Genomic DNA, 16,806 nt, shown 5'->3' on the forward strand with positions numbered 1-16,806 from the left:
AGTTGATAAACTTTAAGCAAATTTAAATTTAGGCTCATACTGAGCCTTTAGCAAGCATCAAGATAGGTGAAAAATGCACACAACCAACAATGATCAAGCGCTCTGGGATTTACTGATCACAGATGCCAATATCGCCACAATGGATCCTGCTGTTGATGCACCCTACGGCGCCATTGAAAATGCAGCGATTGCCGTTAAAGATGGCAAAATTGCCTGGTTAGGTGCACAAACCGATTTACCTAAATTTGACGCGTTAGAAACGCCAACTGTATCTGCAAAAGGGCAGTGGTTAACACCTGGGTTAATTGATTGTCACACTCACTTAGTGTTTGCCGGTAGCCGCGCAGAAGAATTCGAGCAGCGTTTGCAAGGTGTTAGCTACGAACAAATCGCTGCAAACGGTGGCGGTATTGCAAGCACCGTACGTGCAACTCGCGAAGCCGACCACGAAACACTGTTTGTTAGTGCTAAAGAGCGCTTAAATGTGCTATACGCAGAAGGCGTGACGACTGTCGAGGTTAAATCTGGCTATGGTCTTGATTGCGAAAACGAAATTAAACTTCTCGAAGTGGCTCGTTTACTCGGCGAGAACCACCCGGTTGATGTTAAAACCACGTTTTTAGGTGCTCATGCATTACCGCCTGAATATGAAGGCCGTAGCGATGAGTACATTGATTTAGTGTGCGGTGAGATGCTTGACCGTGTTGTTGAAGCTGGTTTAGCTGATGCGGTTGATGCTTTTTGTGAAAACGTTGGCTTTAGCAACGAGCAAACTCGCCGTGTGTTTGAAGCGGCTAAAAAGCACAATTTACCGGTTAAGTTGCACGCTGAGCAGTTATCTAATCAACATGGCGCAGAGCTCGTTGCAGAATTTAATGGCTTATCGGCAGATCATATTGAACACTTAGATGAAGCAGGCATTCAAGCAATGGCCAAAGCGGGCACTGCAGCGGTATTGTTACCAGGTGCATTTTACTTTTTACGCGAAACAAAATACCCACCGATCGAACTACTCCAGCAGTACCAAGTTCCGATCGCCATTTCAACTGACTTCAACCCTGGAACTTCACCATTATGTTCATTGCACTTAATGATGAATATGGCGTGCACTATTTTCCGTATGACACCAGAGCAAGCATTAGCTGGCGTAACACGAAACGCCGCGGGTGCGTTAGGTCTTGACGATCGTGGTGTGTTAAAAGTGGGGGCTCGTGCTGATATTGCTCATTGGCAAATATCCCACCCAGCACAATTAAGTTACCAATTCGGCGTAAATAAACTGTTAAATCTGTGGATTTTGGGTAGACTTAGTTAGATAAGTTTTATTACGCAGTTTGGATTACATGTCATTGATTTTTAGTTTAGCGAGTAGTAGCACGCAACTCGTAAATTTAACAAGTGATGTAGTGCCAGTGTTTTTAGCTGGTAGCGTTTTTATGGCAATGATCTGTGCCCTATGCGTAACCCAAAACCCTATTTTAAGACTAAGCCTAGTCGTTAATGGCGTACTAGGTTTAGCTATTTTAAGCTTAGGATTACCTTGGCTGGTGATCTTACTTGCTTTAGCTTTATGTTTTCATTTATGGCAAGCATTTCGCACCACTAATTGGCTTGCCATAATATTGAGTGTCTCTGCCGCAATTTCGTTTGCGGTTTTATACTCTGCCCACCTATTGCTCGACACAGCCCTATATTGGCTTGTTTTCTCGGTAGTTATTTTATCTGTTTCAGGCTTTTTTAATTACGAAGAGCCCGAAGAAGATGAGCAGGTTGAAGTAGAACCGCTCCATAACGATGATTTAGATGCCGCTCCACTGACTGGCTTACCTGATCGTAATGCACTTAGAAATAGCTTTGTTTCATGGACCCAAGAGCACTCAGCAAACTGCGCACTAGTGATGATCCGCCTTGAAGGCTTTAACGATGTTAACCAGCATATTGGTCGTGACTTTGGTGATTTATTATTAGCGCAATCGGCCACACGTATTAAACAGCAACTCAGTGTTGATGCTGTACTGAGTATGACAAGTAACACCGCAAATACAGAAAAATTAGCGCATTTAGGGGGCTTAAACTTTGCGTTTATTTGCTCACTCGAAGAGCAAAAACACCTTCATGAGCAGCTGATCAGCCAAATTAGGCAAGTCACATTAAAGCCATTCAACGTTGCTAATTGTACGATTGAAGTAAAAGTGCGCGCCAGTTACGTGAACTGTGACGAACCAGAATACAGCTTCGAAAACTTAATTTCATTTGCCAACCTTGCCCTTGATTCAAACCCTGAGCGAGAAATTGTGCCTTATCATCCGCAAATGATGATCGAGCAATTAGAGCAACAAGCACGTCTACGCGAATTAGCTCACTTAGATTTTGCCAGCGAACTTGAGCTTTATTTTCAGCCAGTTATTCGTAACAGCGACGAGAAAATTGAGTTTTTAGAATTGCTGCTACGTTGGCAGCATCCAAAACAAGGCATTCTTTCGGCTAACAAATTTATTGATGATATTCGTGTCGCTGGCCTAAGTTACCCTGTGGCAGCGTATGTTATTGAGCGTGCTGCAGAGCTTGCTATGGCACTGCGTATGGAAGGTATTGAACTGCCTCTTAGTATTAACGTGTTTGGCCCAGAAATGCTGCACGAAGAGTTTATTGAATTTGTTGACCGCATAATGACTGAGCACCGCTTAGAACCGGGTGATTTAATCATTGAATGTCCACTCGATTTATTTATGGGCTTAGATGACCAAGGTAAAGCCATGGTAGCAAGGCTAAATAGCATTGGTATAAAGCTGTGTATCGATGGTTTTGGTGACACGCCTATTTGGCTTGCTAAGCTGCCTAATCTTAATGTTGAGTATATTAAAGTAGCAGCATCGTTGACCGCTGATTTTGCCCATCAAAGCCAAGTTCGTAGCCTAGTCTCTGGCATGGTGGATATGCATAATCAAAATAATGCCAAGGTGATTTGTGAAGGGGTAGAAACCCTAGAGCAACTTAAATTTGTTAAGTCGTTGAACACCTACGCCGCCCAGGGCTATTACTTTAATTACCCGCTTAGCAGCGTAGGCATGATGTCGTGGTTAAAACAGTGGCGGTTAGAGCATCAGGGGTAAGTTAAAGTCGTCAGCTATCAGATTGAAAGTTAGCGAGCAGTTTGACTTGTTACATCGCGTTTTATCTCGAATCTTGCTGCCAATTTAAGGGTCGTACAGGTAGGCGTGAAACTTGTTTCGCGCGTCTGACCGCTGAAGGCTGAGAGCTGACCGCTTCTATGTGTTGGTATCGCTTAGTTCGTCCCGACCTCACAAAAATCAGTCGTTACACGCTTCTTTCTAACTTGCCTCTCTCGCCTGCAAATACGCATTCACTAGGGCGGTGATTATTTGGCCTGCGTCGTTCATACCTGCTTCTAAACCAACTGGGTGTTGTGATGGGGCGCCTTCGCATAAATGAAGGTAGCGAGCCGTTGTTTGGCTGGCAGCTAAATGCACAAAGTGTTCGGCATCACTTACACTAAAGCCACAGTTGGTGTATGCACTAACCGGCATTAGTGAGATGCTGTCTAGGTCGACTTCGACTCCAAGCGGTGCATTATCAAACTGCGCTAATGCGTGTTGACACGCTGAAGATAGATCAACTTTGCGACGTACTTGAATGTCTTGGTAACTATCAAACGTGAAGTTTGCGCTTGTCAGGGCATCCATAATCGCTTGGTTATTTTTAAATTCGTGTAAACCCATCACATGATAATCAGCAAGGTGGTTTTCACTGTAAGCATATCTAAAACCATTACCGCTATGACGGCCTTCACACTCTCTGAAGTCAGCATGAGGGTCTAAGTTGATAGCGTTGACTGGTTTGCCATGTTGCTTACTAAGGGCGCGTAAAATACCTAAGCAGTTGTTATGGCCGCCACCGATTACAATTGGCTCAAGGCCAGCTGCAAAAATCATTGCAAGCACTTGCTCAACGCGGGTGTCTATATCAGCGCATAATTCACGTAGTTTGGCTAAGTCGGCGTCGTTTTTATTATCAAGGTCAGCAGCTTGTTGGTTTAAGTCATCAAGGGCCACTTCGCCAAGTAGCAACACACGCTCGTGATTTAAAAACTGGTTATGCGTTTGGTTTAAAAAGCGTTTTAAAAATGCTTGCCACGCTTGCCCTGAGCCACCGTTACCTAAGTTAGCGCGAGGGCCAATATCTTCACATACGCCAACTAAAACATAGCGAATACCGAATTGTTTTGCATCGATGAGTGCTTGTGGGGCGTTAACTTGAGTGTCGAGAAGGGCAAGGGCTTGCCAAGCTTTGAGTTCGTTAGCGCGGCGGACACATAAGTGCTTTACCGCCGCTTCATCATAAATTTTAAGGTAGTTTGTCACCGAGATTAGTCTTCTATTATTTCTAACTCTAATTCTTCAGCAGATAATATAATACCGGTGCTATCAGCGTAAACAAAGTCGTCATCAAAGAAAGATACGCCTGCGAAGTTAACGCCAATGCCGTCTTCACCTGCACCTTCACTATCGGCAGCAACAGGAATAGAGGCAATTGCTTGAATGCCTAAGTCTAGCTCTTCAAGTTCATCAACATGACGAATGGCACCGTAAACGATAATGCCTTGCCAGTTGTTTTCTAATGCGATTTCAGCCAGCTCTATATCAATCAGGGCGCGTCGGGTAGAACCACCACCATCAATCAATAACACGCTGTCGGTGCCATCGGTTGATAAAATTTCGCGGATCAGCTCGTTATTTTCAAAGCATTTAACGGTTTTTACTCGACCACTAAAGCTTGGGCGTCCACCAAAATTGATAAACATTGGTTCGAGCACATCAACCACATCTGCAAAGTGGTCGCATAAATCAGAAGTGCTGTAATCCATTTTTTCATCCTCTAAAGAGACTGTCTGTTTAGTACTCAGTATACCCTGATACAACTCAATAACAACGACTTAATAGCGGATTATTGGTTTAAATCAAAGGAATTTCGCCATCGCAACATTAGTGTCTCAAAAGCGTCACCTAATTGTTATTTTTAGCGCCTAAGCTGAGATGAGTATAAAAATTAGACGCAAAGTATGACAAGGAGCTCACCATGGCAAACAACATACTTACTAAATTGGCAAAAGTGGATGAACAGCTGTTTTTAAGTGTATTCAATGACGCTTCGCCAGTTTGGCTTAGAAGATCAGCGCTCGGCTTTTCGAAAAGCGGCGATGGCGGACTTTACGTGGTGTTGTTTCTTGGTTTTTGGTGGTTCACCGAGCAGCTGCACTTTCAACAACTGGCGATGAGTATATTGGTGGGCTTTGCTATTGAGCGACCTATTTACTTTTTAGCTAAAAAGCGTATCGCGCGGGTTAGACCTTGCGACTGCTTAGTGCAAGGTGCTTATTTAGTGCCGAGCGATCAATTTAGCTTACCGTCGGGGCATAGTGCAGGGGCATTCGTGGTAGCGACGATTTTGACTATCTATTTTCCGGAATTTGCTGTGCTGTGGCTAATGTGGGCATCAGGGGTTGCGGCATCTAGAGTGATTATTGGTGTGCATTACCCTGCTGATGTGGTGATTGGCGCAGTGATGGGTTCAAGTTGTGCAGTATTAGCTGTAATGGTGGTGGGATCTATATGAGAATTTTGTACGGTATTCAAGGTACGGGTAATGGCCATATTACTCGAGCTCGAGTAATGGCAACGACCTTTAAAGCATTAGGCGTCGATGTTGACTATGTGTTTTCGGGTCGTAAAGAGCAAGACTACTTTGATATGGACGATTTTGCTGATTACCGAGCTTTCCGAGGTTTGTCGTTTACCAGCAAATCGGGGCAAGTTGATAGCTTTAAAACGTTGAAAAATGCGCGCCCACTACAATTGATTAAAGATATAAAAAACCTTGATTTACGTCACTATGACTTGGTGTTTAATGACTTTGAGCCGATTACCGCTTGGGCTGCTAAACAGCAAGGTATCCCAGTTATTGGTATGAGCCATCAAGCGGCGTTTTTATCTGATAAAGTGCCGATGTTTGGCCGAGCTTTCTTTCGTCGTGCCCTAATCCGTAACTATGCGCCAGCGAGTGTTTATTTAGGAGTGCATTGGCAGCCTTATGCAGAAAACATCATTCCGCCATTTATTGCAAATCATCATCATGATAACCCGGTGATGGTCGAAAATAAGGTGTTGGTGTATCTACCTTTTGAGAATTTAGATAGTGTGGTCGACTACCTTAAAGACTTTCCTGAGCGTGAGTTTTACTGTTATCACCCAGATGCGCAAGATTGTTCAATCGGAAATATTCATCTGCGGGCACCTTCACGCGTTGGGTTTTTAAATGATTTGGCCAATGCTGGTGGTGTAATTGGCAACGCCGGATTTGAACTTGCGAGTGAAGCGTTACAATTAGGTAAAAAGCTATTGCTAAAACCACTTGGAAAACAATTTGAGCAGGGGATTAATGCGCAGACGCTATTGTCGATGGGTGCAGCCCATGTGATGAGCTATTTAAACCCCAATGCGATGGATGATTGGTTGCAATCGCCACAGAACAAAAAACTCAATTTTCCGAGCGATCCAGCGCCTTTGGTTGATTGGTTGCAAAAAAAACAATGGGAAAAGCTGGATAAATTGCATAAACATCTATGGCAACAGGTTGATTTAGAACAAAAACTGATTGTTTAAAAGTACCTTATATTGGAAAATGCGCGGCAAGTTTAACCACTTTTTATTAGCTGCTTTAAATAGTTTAGCTATACTTTAAATGCATGTTTCTATAGGGCACTTTGAATGAATGTATTACAAAACTTAACTATAAAGCGACGTTTGCAGTTAAACGCGCTCGTTGTTGGTCTTGCAATGATTGTGATGCTGTGTGTAATTATCTTTGAGTCGCGCATGATGCTAAAGCTCAACGAAACAATTCAAAATGCGGAGGAGCTCGACATTCATGAACTTGCGATGCGTAAACATGAAAAAAACTTTTTGTTTTACAAAGATGTCGATAGCCTTGAGCTTTTTGAAAAAGAGTATTCGCAGCTAAAAAATAAAATGGCGCGACTAGACGAGTTAGTGAAAGATTTGTCGATGGACTCATCTAAGCTAAATGAATTTAGACGTCTTGCGAAAACTTATTACGATGACTTCAATGAAGTTGTGGTACTACAAAAGAAAATAGGTTTACACCCTAAAGATGCACTTTATGGTGATTTACGTGGTGCGGTGCATCAAGTAGAAACATTATTAAGTGAGCGCGAAAACTATAAATTACTAACTTTAATGCTACAGCTTCGCCGTGCAGAAAAAGACTTTATGCTGCGCTTTGATTTAAAGTACATGGGTAAGTTTGATGATTTAGTTGCTAGTTTTAGCTCAGAGATTAAAAACGCAGGGTTCGATGCAAATTACGAAAATCAATTGCTTAGTTTGCTTGCGACTTATCAAAGTAAATTTAAAGCCTTAGTTGATGCACAAGTTGCCTTGGGCCTTGATTTAGAATCAGGGGCACTCGGTGAGATGAAACGCAGTGTTGAGCTTAGTGATGCAATTGTCAGCCAACTGACCACACAAACTAAAGAGTTTGTAGAATCGAGTGCTGCTAGTGCGCAGTTGATTGCCATTCTTGTGTTTATAATTGCGAGCATTTTAGTGATGTTATTAGTTTACTTTACTAGCCGCTCAATTATTCAGCCTATCGAACGTGTGTACCACACGATTAACGAGATTCGTCGCAATAACGACTTAAGCATGTCGATTACTCAATCAGGTAAAGACGAAATCACCACTATGACGATCGACTTTAATAGCTTGATCAGTGATTTTAAAAAGCTGATTTACGAGGTAAATACAGCGCTAAGTACTCTTAACGTGGCAACAGAACATTTATCTGAAACGACTGCAGCAACTAGCTCAGGTATGCAAGAGCAGCTGCACGAAGCTGATATGGTTGCCACAGCTGCCACCGAAATGCAGGCAACGATTCAAGATATCTCACACAATACTGAAGCCGCAGCGAAAAAAGCTGAGTCGACTAACTTAAGCGCGCAGCAAGGTCGTTCTGAGGTTGAATCAACGGTGGTGCAAATTAACCACTTATCTGATTCACTCGGTAATGCGTCAAGCGTGGTGTCGCAGTTAGAAAAAGACGCTGAAACCATTGGCTCTGTACTAGACGTTATTCGTGGCATCGCTGAGCAAACAAACTTACTGGCACTCAATGCCGCCATTGAAGCGGCGCGTGCCGGTGAACAAGGCCGTGGCTTTGCGGTAGTAGCAGATGAGGTTCGCTCACTTGCGCAACGTACCCAAGATTCAACGCAAGAGATTGAGAGCATTATTTCTACCTTACAAGGGCGTACGCAAGAAGTGGTGAGCATTATGCAGCAATGTCGTACGCAAGGTGGCGAAAGTGCAGCACAGGCAAGTAAAGCAGGTGAACTGCTTCGTTCAATCACCGAAGATGTACAAACCATAATGGATATGAGTACTCACATTGCCACCGCAATTGATGAGCAAAGCCAAGTGGCTTCTGAGGTGAATAAAAACGTGGTACGCATTCGTGATATCGCTCAAGAGGCATCTGGTCATGCGGCGACTAATGCGCAAACCAGCGAAGAGGTGTCTGAGCAAGCACGTGTGCTCTATCAGGCAATCGATAAGTTTAAAGTTTAATCAGGCAATCGATAAGTTTAATAAATTAGCCTGTTGAAAAATAAAAGCGCGGTGACGGTGTCGTCATCGCGCTTTTTTGTTTGGGGGTGTATACCGCGACAAGGTATTAAGGCACAAGCTTAATAGGCACGCTGTCTTTGCTTGCTTCGTGTTCAGAGACTCTCGCTTGGTATTGCTGCCAAAGTTCATCATGGTTAGCTTGCAGCTCACTTAAATAGTGCCAGCTGAATAAACCGCTATTGTGATTATCGCTAAACACCAGTCGAATTGCATAATGACCAACCGGCTCAATCTTGCTAATTCCTACCTGTTGCTTACCGAGTACGAGTTTCATAGGTTCATTGCCATGACCTTGCACTTCAGCAGACGGTGAGTGAACACGCAAAAATTCAGCACTAAATTGAGCAATAGTCTGATCATCAAAATGAACATCTAATACTTTGCTAACGCTGTGATAATGCACTTTAGTGACTTCTTTCATGTGAGCCTCGAATATACGATTTATAAACTAAAAAGCCTCCAACAGGAGGCTTTTAATTATAACGCTAATTTGTTGATTAAAGAATGAAACGACTTAAGTCTTCATCTTCAACAAGTGCACCTAAGTGCTGCTCAACGTAATTGGCATCAATTGTCAGTGTTGAACCTGCTTTTTCTGAGGCATCAAATGAAATTTCTTCCATTAGTTTTTCCATCACTGTGTGCAAGCGACGGGCACCGATGTTTTCGGTTTTCTCATTTACTTGCCAAGCCGCTTTCGCGATACGTTCAATGGCATCATCAGTAAACTCAACGTCAACTTGCTCTGTTTTTAACAGCTCACGTTGTTGCTCAGTTAATGAAGCATGAGGCTCAGTTAAGATACGTTTAAAGTCATCAGCACTTAGTGCTTCAAGCTCAACGCGGATTGGTAAACGGCCTTGCAGCTCTGGGATCATGTCTGATGGTTTAGACATTTGGAATGCGCCAGATGCGATAAATAACATGTGGTCAGTTTTAACCATGCCATGTTTAGTGCTTACTGTTGAACCTTCGATTAATGGTAGTAAGTCGCGCTGTACACCTTCGCGGCTAACATCTGGGCCAGATGCTTCACCACGTTTACAGATTTTATCGATCTCATCGATAAACACGATACCGTTTTGTTCAACTGCGAAGATAGCTTGCTCTTTTAACTCTTCAGGGTTAACAAGTTTTGCTGCTTCTTCTTCAACTAATAGCTTAAATGCTTCTTTGATTTTTAGCTTACGCTTGCTGCGCTTATCGCCACCCATATTTTGGAACATGCTCTGAAGCTGGTTGGTCATTTCTTCCATACCAGGAGGAGCCATGATCTCAACATTTGGCTGAGCTTGTGCAACATCGATATCAATTTCTTTATCGTCTAACTGACCTTCACGTAATTTTTTACGGAAAGATTGACGAGTAGAAGAGTTCTCTTCTGTTTTTGACTCACCAAAGGTATCGCGTGCTGGTGGTAAAAGGGCATCTAGAATACGCTCTTCTGCCGCTTCTTCAGCGCGATGTTTGAATTTTTTGGTTTGCTGTTCACGCGTCATTTTAATCGAGATATCAACTAAATCGCGGATGATCGTTTCTACTTCTTTACCAACATAGCCCACTTCGGTGAACTTTGTTGCTTCAACTTTAATAAAAGGCGCATTAGCAAGTTTAGCTAGACGGCGAGCAATTTCAGTTTTACCCACACCAGTTGGGCCAATCATTAAAATGTTTTTAGGCGTTACTTCTGCGCGTAAATCATCGCTCAGTTGCATACGGCGCCAGCGGTTACGTAGCGCGATTGAAACTGCTTTTTTAGCTTTAGCTTGGCCAATAATATGTTGATCAAGCTCGTGAACGATTTCTCTTGGCGTCATCTCAGACATGGCAGTTCCTATTACAATTCTTCAATAGTTTGGAAATTATTCGTGAATACGCAGATGTTGCCTGCAATAGTAAGGCTTTTCTCTACAATATCACGTGCACTTAGGTCGGTGTTTTCTAGTAGCGCTGTGGCTGCTGATTGCGCGAAGTTACCACCACTGCCAATCGCAATTAGGTCGTTTTCTGGCTGCACAACATCGCCGTTACCTGTGATAATTAATGAAGCAGTTTCGTCTGCAACTGCTAATAGTGCTTCGAGCTTTCTAAGTGCACGATCACTACGCCAATCTTTGGCCATTTCTACGGCAGCTTTGGTTAAGTTGCCTTGGTGCATTTCTAGTTTGCTTTCAAATCGTTCGAAAAGGGTGAAGGCATCAGCAGTACCGCCAGCGAAACCAGCGATTACTTTGCCATTATAAAGACGTCGAACTTTGCGGGCGTTGCCCTTCATTACGGTGTTACCAAGTGAAACTTGGCCGTCGCCACCAATAACGACCTTGTCGTCGCGGCGTACACTTACAATAGTGGTCATGATTATTCCTCATCATCGAGCGGCAAGGCCGCTCGTAAAAAGCGATTGATGAGGTGTTTATATGGGTGAATGAACTAAAATCAAGTCCAAAGCCAAATTCCGCAGCCCATTATTTTGATGCGTTTAAGTTTATTCTTGTCACTTTCGGCTAAACGTTTGGTTTCGTATGGTCCTAAGCGCACTTTATACCAAATACCATTGCTGCCCTCAGTTTTCTTAACTTCGGCCACTAAGCCGGCAAAAGCGATTTTAGCTTTTAATGTTTGTGCTTGCTCTAATGTTCTAAAAGAGCCGCATTGCATTACATATGGGCCTTTTTGTTCAATCTCTTTTACTTCAACCTGAACTTCGTGCTCTTTAATTTCTTTGATAAATTCAGGTGTCTTAGGTGGTGGAATAACTACTTCTTCTTTTTTAGTCGGGTTTGCTTGCTGCTCTACTAACTCAGGGTCAGCATTATGTTTGATATACCATAGGCCGTAACCAAACCCGCCTACTAAGATAAGCGCAATTAAAACAAGAATAATAGGGAAGGGCTTTTTCGCCGGGGCTTGTTTTTTATTATTTCGATTTGCTGGTTTTTTATTTATGTAATCGTGCTGTGCCATGACTCTTAATTGGCCTTTAAATCATATCTATAGGATCAACATCTAAGCTCCAACGCACCTTTTGCGCTAATTTACTGGTACTTATATAGTCGACCATTTGCGCTAAATATTGGTGTAAGTGGGAGCGTTCCTGCGCCTGAATATGTAACTGAAAGCGATATTTACCTGCTACACGTTCCAATGGTGCAGGTATCGGACCGAGCAATTGTATACCAGATACGTTCTGGACAGGAACCAAATCAGTTAAAAAATCCATCACTTGATTTATGTTATGTCCTTCGGCACGAACCATAGCCATATTGGTGACTGGCGGAAGTTGCGCGTCTTCTCGCTCTGTGAGTGCGTAACGGGCAAAATCTTGGTAACCATTATTAACTAAGTCTTGCAGTAGCGGGTGCTCAGGAAAGTGAGTTTGTAATAACACTTGCCCAGGTTCACCACTTCGACCTGCGCGGCCTGCCACTTGCGTAACAAGTTGCGCTAAATGCTCTGTGGCGCGAAAATCACACGAATATAATCCACTGTCGACATCTAGGATTAAAACAAGGCTAACATCGGCAAAGTGGTGGCCTTTTGCCAACATTTGCGTGCCAACTAAGATACGCGCACCGCCTTGGTTAATATCATCAAGGGCTTTTTCTAAGCTGCCTTTACGACGAGTTGAATCTCGGTCAATACGACTAATCGGAATGTCAGGGAAAGTTTGTGTTAAAAACTCTTCGATTTGTTCAGTGCCTTTGCCATTTGGAAAAATCTGCGTGCTGCCGCAATCAGGGCATTGATGAGGCACCTGATGTTGTTCACCACAGTGGTGACAAATCATCTGGCCAATGGCTTTATGAAAGGTTGCACTGGTGCTACAACGTGAGCACTCACTTAGCCAGCCACACTCATGGCAGATAAGGGTAGGCGAAAAACCACGACGGTTTAAAAACACCATCACTTGCTTACCACGTTCTAAATGTTGGCGCATATAAGCAAGGCTGGCATGGGCAATCCCTGCTTGCTCAGGCTGACCTTTCATATCCATTAAGTGGAACTGGTTATCAGTACTGGTTTGGGCCCGTTCAGTGAGGCTCAACAGCTGATATTTGTTATTAATTGCCTTATGTAAGGTCTCAAGTGCTGGTGTGGCACTGCCTAGAACGAGCGGAATATTATGTTGGTATGCCCTATAAGCGGCTAAATCTCTAGCATGATAGCGCAATGTATCTTGTTGCTTAAACGAGCTATCGTGCTCTTCATCAACGATGATCATGCCAAGAGATAAAAAGGGCAAGAAAATACTAGAACGTGTGCCGATCACTATGGCGCAGCTGCCTTTTTCACAAAAACGCCAAGTCTGTAAGCGTTCGTTATCTGTTAGGGCTGAGTGCCATAGCATAATCGGGGTATCAGGAAAGCGACGACGAAAACGGTTGACTGTTTGTGGCGTTAAGCCAATTTCAGGCACTAATACTAAGGCTTGCTGACCTTTTTTTAGCACTTCTTCTAGGCATTGCAAATACACTTCGGTTTTACCACTGCCTGTGACACCTTCAAGTAAAAAGCTGGTAAAGCCACGAGCTTGGTTAATGCTGGTGCAGGCAACAGCTTGCTCTTTATTAAGCACCGGCTTGCTACCAACAGTCGGCGCGCGTTGCTGCCATTGGTTATCATGTTCAATAAATTGAGTGATCAGTTCTTTATCGAGCAGACTGTCGATGGTTTTTTTGGTAAATCCGAGTGCTTTTAATTCTGTAACTGATGATTTGCCCGATTCGGCTAGCTGCTTTAATAAATTTAACTGGGTTTTTGCTTTCAGCGACGGCAGCTTTGCACCTTTATCGGTTAGCTCAACCATGTTAATGCTGGTTTTATCTGGGCATTCGCCTTGCCTTAATGCAGCCGGAAGTGCCGTATGAATGGTCTCGCCCAATGGGTAACAGTAGTAGCGTGCTGTGAATTTTAGTAATGCTAAATGTTGCTCAGATAACACTGGCGTGTCGTCTATAACATCAATAATCGGCTTTATTTTGTCAGCGGGAACATCGGTTGATGTTTTAAGAGCCAAGACCACGGCAACCTTTTTTTGGCTACCAAATGGCACGCGAACGCGCATACCTGGCTTTAACTCAGGGCTATGCAGCAGCTGTTCAACTTTATAATCGAAGGTACGCTGTAAAGGGACTTTTATGGCAACTTCTACAAAGTGCATAACAACTCAACTGAAACAAAGATAGAAAGATAATGTACTAAAATTGCAGTTAAAAACCTACCAACAAATACTGAACAACAGACCACTTGGTTATTTTTTTAGCGAAAGATGTATTTAAAGCTTGTCGTAAGGCTTCTTGAGCTATAAAATACGCGGCCTATTAATTGTATTAACTGCGTATGGTGCCAGACTTCGGGTTTGGAGAGCGATACGGCCTTAACTAGAGGTTCCCTATGAAAGAAGGTATTCACCCTAAGTACGAAGCTATCACTGCAACTTGTTCATGTGGTAACAAATTCGAAACTAGCTCAACTCTTTGTAAAGACATCCACTTAGACGTATGTTCTGAGTGTCACCCGTTTTACACTGGTAAGCAAAAGATTTTAGACACTGGCGGCCGTGTTGATCGTTTCAACAAGCGCTTCGGTGCACTTAGCAGCAAGAAGTAATCTCTGCTGTTTAGTTAAAAAAAGCACCTTAGGGTGCTTTTTTTATGCCTAAAATTCACAAAACTCATTATTGATACCAATCCGCAATAATACTTAATCATTTTGAGGGATTAAACCTGTCGCTATCTGCGTTAAAAATTTCTGATTTAGAACAACTAAATAACGAAATTTTTGCCTTGCTATCAACGAGGTTTTATTGCCTCAAAATAGATCACTTAATTAAGCGAATTGGTATAACGCTGCCACTTACTTATCATCTTCACTTATGTATCTTGCATAACTATTTCTGGCTGTTATGCCCATTATGTCGCTAATTTTGCAGACAAAGTGCCACCCCTTGGCTATATTCTTTTTTGTATAAACTTTAATAAAAGTTATTAAAAATAATAAATTTAAATAACTTTGTGAGTAAATGCTGTGAACTTCGTTGAAATAGCTATTTTTGGCTAATTTCGGCTAATTGCAGTGTTCGTGCGTATAAAATACAAAAACACGTGCTTAAAAGGTCATAAATAGGTGAATTTTTATGTCTGATTAATCGCAACTATGCACAGAAATTGTTGGGAAATCCTTTAAAATTAAGCGATATAGCATATAACAGGATAGACCTGATAATACTTGGAATTTTTATACATTACAGGTATCGTACTGATGCAAGCTCTCTCACTTTTTAACTTTTTGCAGGATACTATCGCGTTATGTCAGATTTTCGTGAACAAGCATTACATTACCACGCTCACCCCGTTCCAGGTAAAATTAGTGTTGAACTAACCAAGCCAGCCGAAACGGTTAACGATCTCGCTTTAGCTTATAGCCCAGGTGTGGCTGAACCAGTCCGTGAAATTGCTGCTGATCCAGCAAATGCCTATAAATACACAGGCAAAGGCAACATGGTTGCAGTTATTTCAAACGGTACCGCAATTTTAGGTTTAGGTAACTTAGGTCCGCTTGCATCAAAACCTGTAATGGAAGGTAAAGCGTTACTATTCAAACGTTTTGCTGGTCTTGATTCAATTGATATTGAAGTTAAACACCGCACAACAGAAGATTTCATTAATACGGTTGCTAACATCGCTGATACGTTTGGTGGTATCAACCTTGAAGATATTAAAGCGCCAGAGTGTTTTGAAATCGAAAAAGCGCTTATCGAGCGCTGTGATATTCCAGTTTTCCACGATGACCAACATGGTACAGCTATTGTGACTGCTGCTGGTATGCTTAACGCCCTTGAAGTGCAAGGTAAAGATATCGAAGATGCTATCATCGTATGTTTAGGTGCCGGTGCTGCTGCTGTTGCTTGTATGGAGCTTTTAATTAAGTGTGGCGCACTGCGTGAACACATTTATATGCTTGACCGTAAAGGTGTGATCCATACACGTCGTGATGACTTAAACGAGTATAAGCAATTATTTGCTAACAATACCGATAAGCGTACATTACAAGATGTTATTGCTGATGCTGACGTATTCGTTGGTGTATCAGGTCCTAACCTGTTAACAGCAGATGATCTTAAGCTGATGGCTGATAAGCCAGTCGTGTTTGCATGCTCAAACCCAGATCCTGAGATTGCTCCAGAAGTTGCACACAGTGCGCGTAACGATTTAATTATGGCAACGGGTCGTTCAGATTTCCCTAACCAAGTAAATAACGTGCTTTGTTTCCCATTCATTTTCCGTGGTGCGTTAGATGTTCGTGCAACGGCAATTAATGATGAAATGAAAATTGCTGCAGTTCATGCTATTCGCGGCATCGCGAAAGAGCCTGTACCAAGTGAAGTATTAAAAGCAGCTGGCGTTGAGTCACTTGAGTTTGGTGCCGAGTACATCATTCCTAAGCCTATGGATCCGCGTTTATTACCACGTATTGCACGTGCTGTTGCTGAAGCAGCAGTAGAGTCGGGTGTGGCGCAAATCGACATGCCAGAAGATTACATGCGTTAAGCTTAATTAGCTATTAGGTACATCGCGCAATAAAAAACTCAGCCTAGGCTGAGTTTTTTTATATCTGCGATTATCGGCGGTGATCCGATGGCCGAAATACTTATTCTGAATCAAGCACTGGGATATCTAATCCCATTTCTTGCATAATTCTTTTAACTTCTTCAGGTACCTTTTCAGGGTTGTCTTTACGTAGGTCGTCATCATTTGGTAATGGTTGACCTGTAAAAGCATGTAAGAAAGCTTCACACAATAACTCACTGTTCGTCGCATGACGCAGGTTATTGATCTGGCGGCGTGTACGCTCGTCAGTTAATACTTTTAATACGTTGAGTGGGATCGATACGGTAATCTTTTTTACTTGTTCTGATTTTTTACCGTGTTCTGCATATGGGTGAATGTATTCACCGTTCCATTTAGCCATAAGTTGTTTCGTTGCCTCGGTTGTCAGTGATTTACGCCTTATTCACAGCGCAAGATGCGGAAATTCTATCTCTTTAAAAAAGATAGTCAAATACTAGTTATTTAGCCAT

General features: G+C 42.7%; 15 protein-coding genes. 7 read left to right on the forward strand and 8 right to left on the reverse strand.

The genetic code is table 11. The annotated features are described in order from the left end of the window. The first annotated feature begins 73 nt into the window (after positions 1 to 73). Positions 74 to 1,315, forward strand: a complete 1,242-nt coding sequence (gene hutI, locus EXT43_RS14170) for an imidazolonepropionase (RefSeq protein WP_130167260.1) — start codon at positions 74 to 76, stop codon at positions 1,313 to 1,315. A 121-nt stretch (positions 1,316 to 1,436) separates the two neighbouring features. Next, positions 1,437 to 3,113, forward strand: a complete 1,677-nt coding sequence (locus EXT43_RS14175) for a GGDEF domain-containing phosphodiesterase (protein ID WP_171037173.1) — start codon at positions 1,437 to 1,439, stop codon at positions 3,111 to 3,113. 219 nt (positions 3,114 to 3,332) lie between these two features. On the opposite strand, the gene EXT43_RS14180 is transcribed toward EXT43_RS14175, so the two are convergent. Both EXT43_RS14180 and rraA read right to left on the reverse strand, forming a co-directional pair. Continuing rightward, a complete protein-coding gene (locus tag EXT43_RS14180) occupies positions 3,333 to 4,382 on the reverse strand; it encodes a formimidoylglutamase (RefSeq protein ID WP_130167262.1) in 1,050 nt (349 codons plus the stop codon). Positions 4,383 to 4,387: 5 nt separating this feature from the next. Further along, positions 4,388 to 4,885, reverse strand: a complete 498-nt coding sequence (gene rraA / locus EXT43_RS14185) for a ribonuclease E activity regulator RraA (protein WP_054552822.1) — start codon at positions 4,883 to 4,885, stop codon at positions 4,388 to 4,390. Positions 4,886 to 5,097: 212 nt separating this feature from the next. Here rraA and EXT43_RS14190 point away from each other — a divergent pair, with 212 nt between their 5' ends. The 3 genes from EXT43_RS14190 (at position 5,098) to EXT43_RS14200 (ending at position 8,666) form a co-directional block, all read left to right on the forward strand. Beyond that, positions 5,098 to 5,634, forward strand: a complete 537-nt coding sequence (locus EXT43_RS14190) for a phosphatase PAP2 family protein (protein ID WP_130167263.1) — start codon at positions 5,098 to 5,100, stop codon at positions 5,632 to 5,634. After that, the gene (locus tag EXT43_RS14195) at positions 5,631 to 6,680 is read left to right on the forward strand and encodes an MJ1255/VC2487 family glycosyltransferase (RefSeq protein ID WP_130167264.1); all 1,050 of its coding nucleotides are present in this window, start codon (positions 5,631 to 5,633) and stop codon (positions 6,678 to 6,680) included. Before EXT43_RS14190 ends, EXT43_RS14195 begins: the two co-directional genes overlap by 4 nt. Positions 6,681 to 6,785: 105 nt before the next feature. Next, on the forward strand, positions 6,786 to 8,666 hold the full coding sequence (locus EXT43_RS14200; RefSeq protein WP_130167265.1) for a HAMP domain-containing methyl-accepting chemotaxis protein: 1,881 nt from the start codon (positions 6,786 to 6,788) through the stop codon (positions 8,664 to 8,666). 106 nt (positions 8,667 to 8,772) lie between these two features. Here the strand turns inward: EXT43_RS14200 and EXT43_RS14205 are convergent, their stop codons facing one another. The 5 genes from EXT43_RS14205 to priA form a co-directional block, all read right to left on the reverse strand. Beyond that, the gene (locus EXT43_RS14205; protein WP_130167266.1) at positions 8,773 to 9,147 is read right to left on the reverse strand and encodes a gamma-butyrobetaine hydroxylase-like domain-containing protein; all 375 of its coding nucleotides are present in this window, start codon (positions 9,145 to 9,147) and stop codon (positions 8,773 to 8,775) included. A 76-nt stretch (positions 9,148 to 9,223) separates the two neighbouring features. Continuing rightward, positions 9,224 to 10,552, reverse strand: a complete 1,329-nt coding sequence (gene hslU, locus EXT43_RS14210; RefSeq protein WP_062566006.1) for an HslU--HslV peptidase ATPase subunit — start codon at positions 10,550 to 10,552, stop codon at positions 9,224 to 9,226. 11 nt (positions 10,553 to 10,563) lie between these two features. Then, a complete protein-coding gene (gene hslV / locus EXT43_RS14215) occupies positions 10,564 to 11,082 on the reverse strand; it encodes an ATP-dependent protease subunit HslV (protein ID WP_054552816.1) in 519 nt (172 codons plus the stop codon). A gap of 80 nt (positions 11,083 to 11,162) precedes the next feature. After that, positions 11,163 to 11,690, reverse strand: coding sequence for an SPOR domain-containing protein (locus EXT43_RS14220; RefSeq protein ID WP_130167267.1), 528 nt, complete (start codon positions 11,688 to 11,690; stop codon positions 11,163 to 11,165). A gap of 16 nt (positions 11,691 to 11,706) precedes the next feature. Further along, positions 11,707 to 13,887, reverse strand: a complete 2,181-nt coding sequence (priA, locus tag EXT43_RS14225) for a primosomal protein N' (RefSeq protein WP_130167268.1) — start codon at positions 13,885 to 13,887, stop codon at positions 11,707 to 11,709. 233 nt (positions 13,888 to 14,120) lie between these two features. Between priA and rpmE the strand changes: the two genes are divergently transcribed. Beyond that, positions 14,121 to 14,336, forward strand: coding sequence for a 50S ribosomal protein L31 (gene rpmE, locus EXT43_RS14230; RefSeq protein ID WP_036973208.1), 216 nt, complete (start codon positions 14,121 to 14,123; stop codon positions 14,334 to 14,336). Between the two features lie 698 nt (positions 14,337 to 15,034). After that, positions 15,035 to 16,276: a malic enzyme-like NAD(P)-binding protein gene (locus tag EXT43_RS14235; protein WP_054552813.1), complete on the forward strand. Its 1,242-nt coding sequence runs from the start codon at positions 15,035 to 15,037 to the stop codon at positions 16,274 to 16,276. Between the two features lie 100 nt (positions 16,277 to 16,376). On the opposite strand, the gene metJ is transcribed toward EXT43_RS14235, so the two are convergent. Beyond that, positions 16,377 to 16,697: a met regulon transcriptional regulator MetJ gene (gene metJ / locus EXT43_RS14240; protein ID WP_036973203.1), complete on the reverse strand. Its 321-nt coding sequence runs from the start codon at positions 16,695 to 16,697 to the stop codon at positions 16,377 to 16,379. Positions 16,698 to 16,806 lie beyond the last annotated feature (109 nt).

Origin of the sequence: Pseudoalteromonas sp. CO109Y, from assembly GCF_004208935.1 — a bacterium.
Taxonomy (GTDB): Bacteria; Pseudomonadota; Gammaproteobacteria; order Enterobacterales; family Alteromonadaceae; genus Pseudoalteromonas; species Pseudoalteromonas shioyasakiensis.

What these genes read in the sequence shown, in the direction of transcription:
- hutI (WP_130167260.1), top strand. Translation starts at nt 74, where the DNA reads ATGCACACAACCAACAATGATCAAGCGCTCTGGGATTTACTGATCACA.
- EXT43_RS14175 (WP_171037173.1), top strand. Translation starts at nt 1,437, where the DNA reads ATGGCAATGATCTGTGCCCTATGCGTAACCCAAAACCCTATTTTAAGA.
- rraA (WP_054552822.1), bottom strand. Translation starts at nt 4,885, where the DNA reads ATGGATTACAGCACTTCTGATTTATGCGACCACTTTGCAGATGTGGTT.
- EXT43_RS14190 (WP_130167263.1), top strand. Translation starts at nt 5,098, where the DNA reads ATGGCAAACAACATACTTACTAAATTGGCAAAAGTGGATGAACAGCTG.
- EXT43_RS14195 (WP_130167264.1), top strand. Translation starts at nt 5,631, where the DNA reads ATGAGAATTTTGTACGGTATTCAAGGTACGGGTAATGGCCATATTACT.
- EXT43_RS14200 (WP_130167265.1), top strand. Translation starts at nt 6,786, where the DNA reads ATGAATGTATTACAAAACTTAACTATAAAGCGACGTTTGCAGTTAAAC.
- EXT43_RS14205 (WP_130167266.1), bottom strand. Translation starts at nt 9,147, where the DNA reads ATGAAAGAAGTCACTAAAGTGCATTATCACAGCGTTAGCAAAGTATTA.
- hslU (WP_062566006.1), bottom strand. Translation starts at nt 10,552, where the DNA reads ATGTCTGAGATGACGCCAAGAGAAATCGTTCACGAGCTTGATCAACAT.
- hslV (WP_054552816.1), bottom strand. Translation starts at nt 11,082, where the DNA reads ATGACCACTATTGTAAGTGTACGCCGCGACGACAAGGTCGTTATTGGT.
- EXT43_RS14220 (WP_130167267.1), bottom strand. Translation starts at nt 11,690, where the DNA reads ATGGCACAGCACGATTACATAAATAAAAAACCAGCAAATCGAAATAAT.
- priA (WP_130167268.1), bottom strand. Translation starts at nt 13,887, where the DNA reads ATGCACTTTGTAGAAGTTGCCATAAAAGTCCCTTTACAGCGTACCTTC.
- rpmE (WP_036973208.1), top strand. Translation starts at nt 14,121, where the DNA reads ATGAAAGAAGGTATTCACCCTAAGTACGAAGCTATCACTGCAACTTGT.
- EXT43_RS14235 (WP_054552813.1), top strand. Translation starts at nt 15,035, where the DNA reads ATGTCAGATTTTCGTGAACAAGCATTACATTACCACGCTCACCCCGTT.
- metJ (WP_036973203.1), bottom strand. Translation starts at nt 16,697, where the DNA reads ATGGCTAAATGGAACGGTGAATACATTCACCCATATGCAGAACACGGT.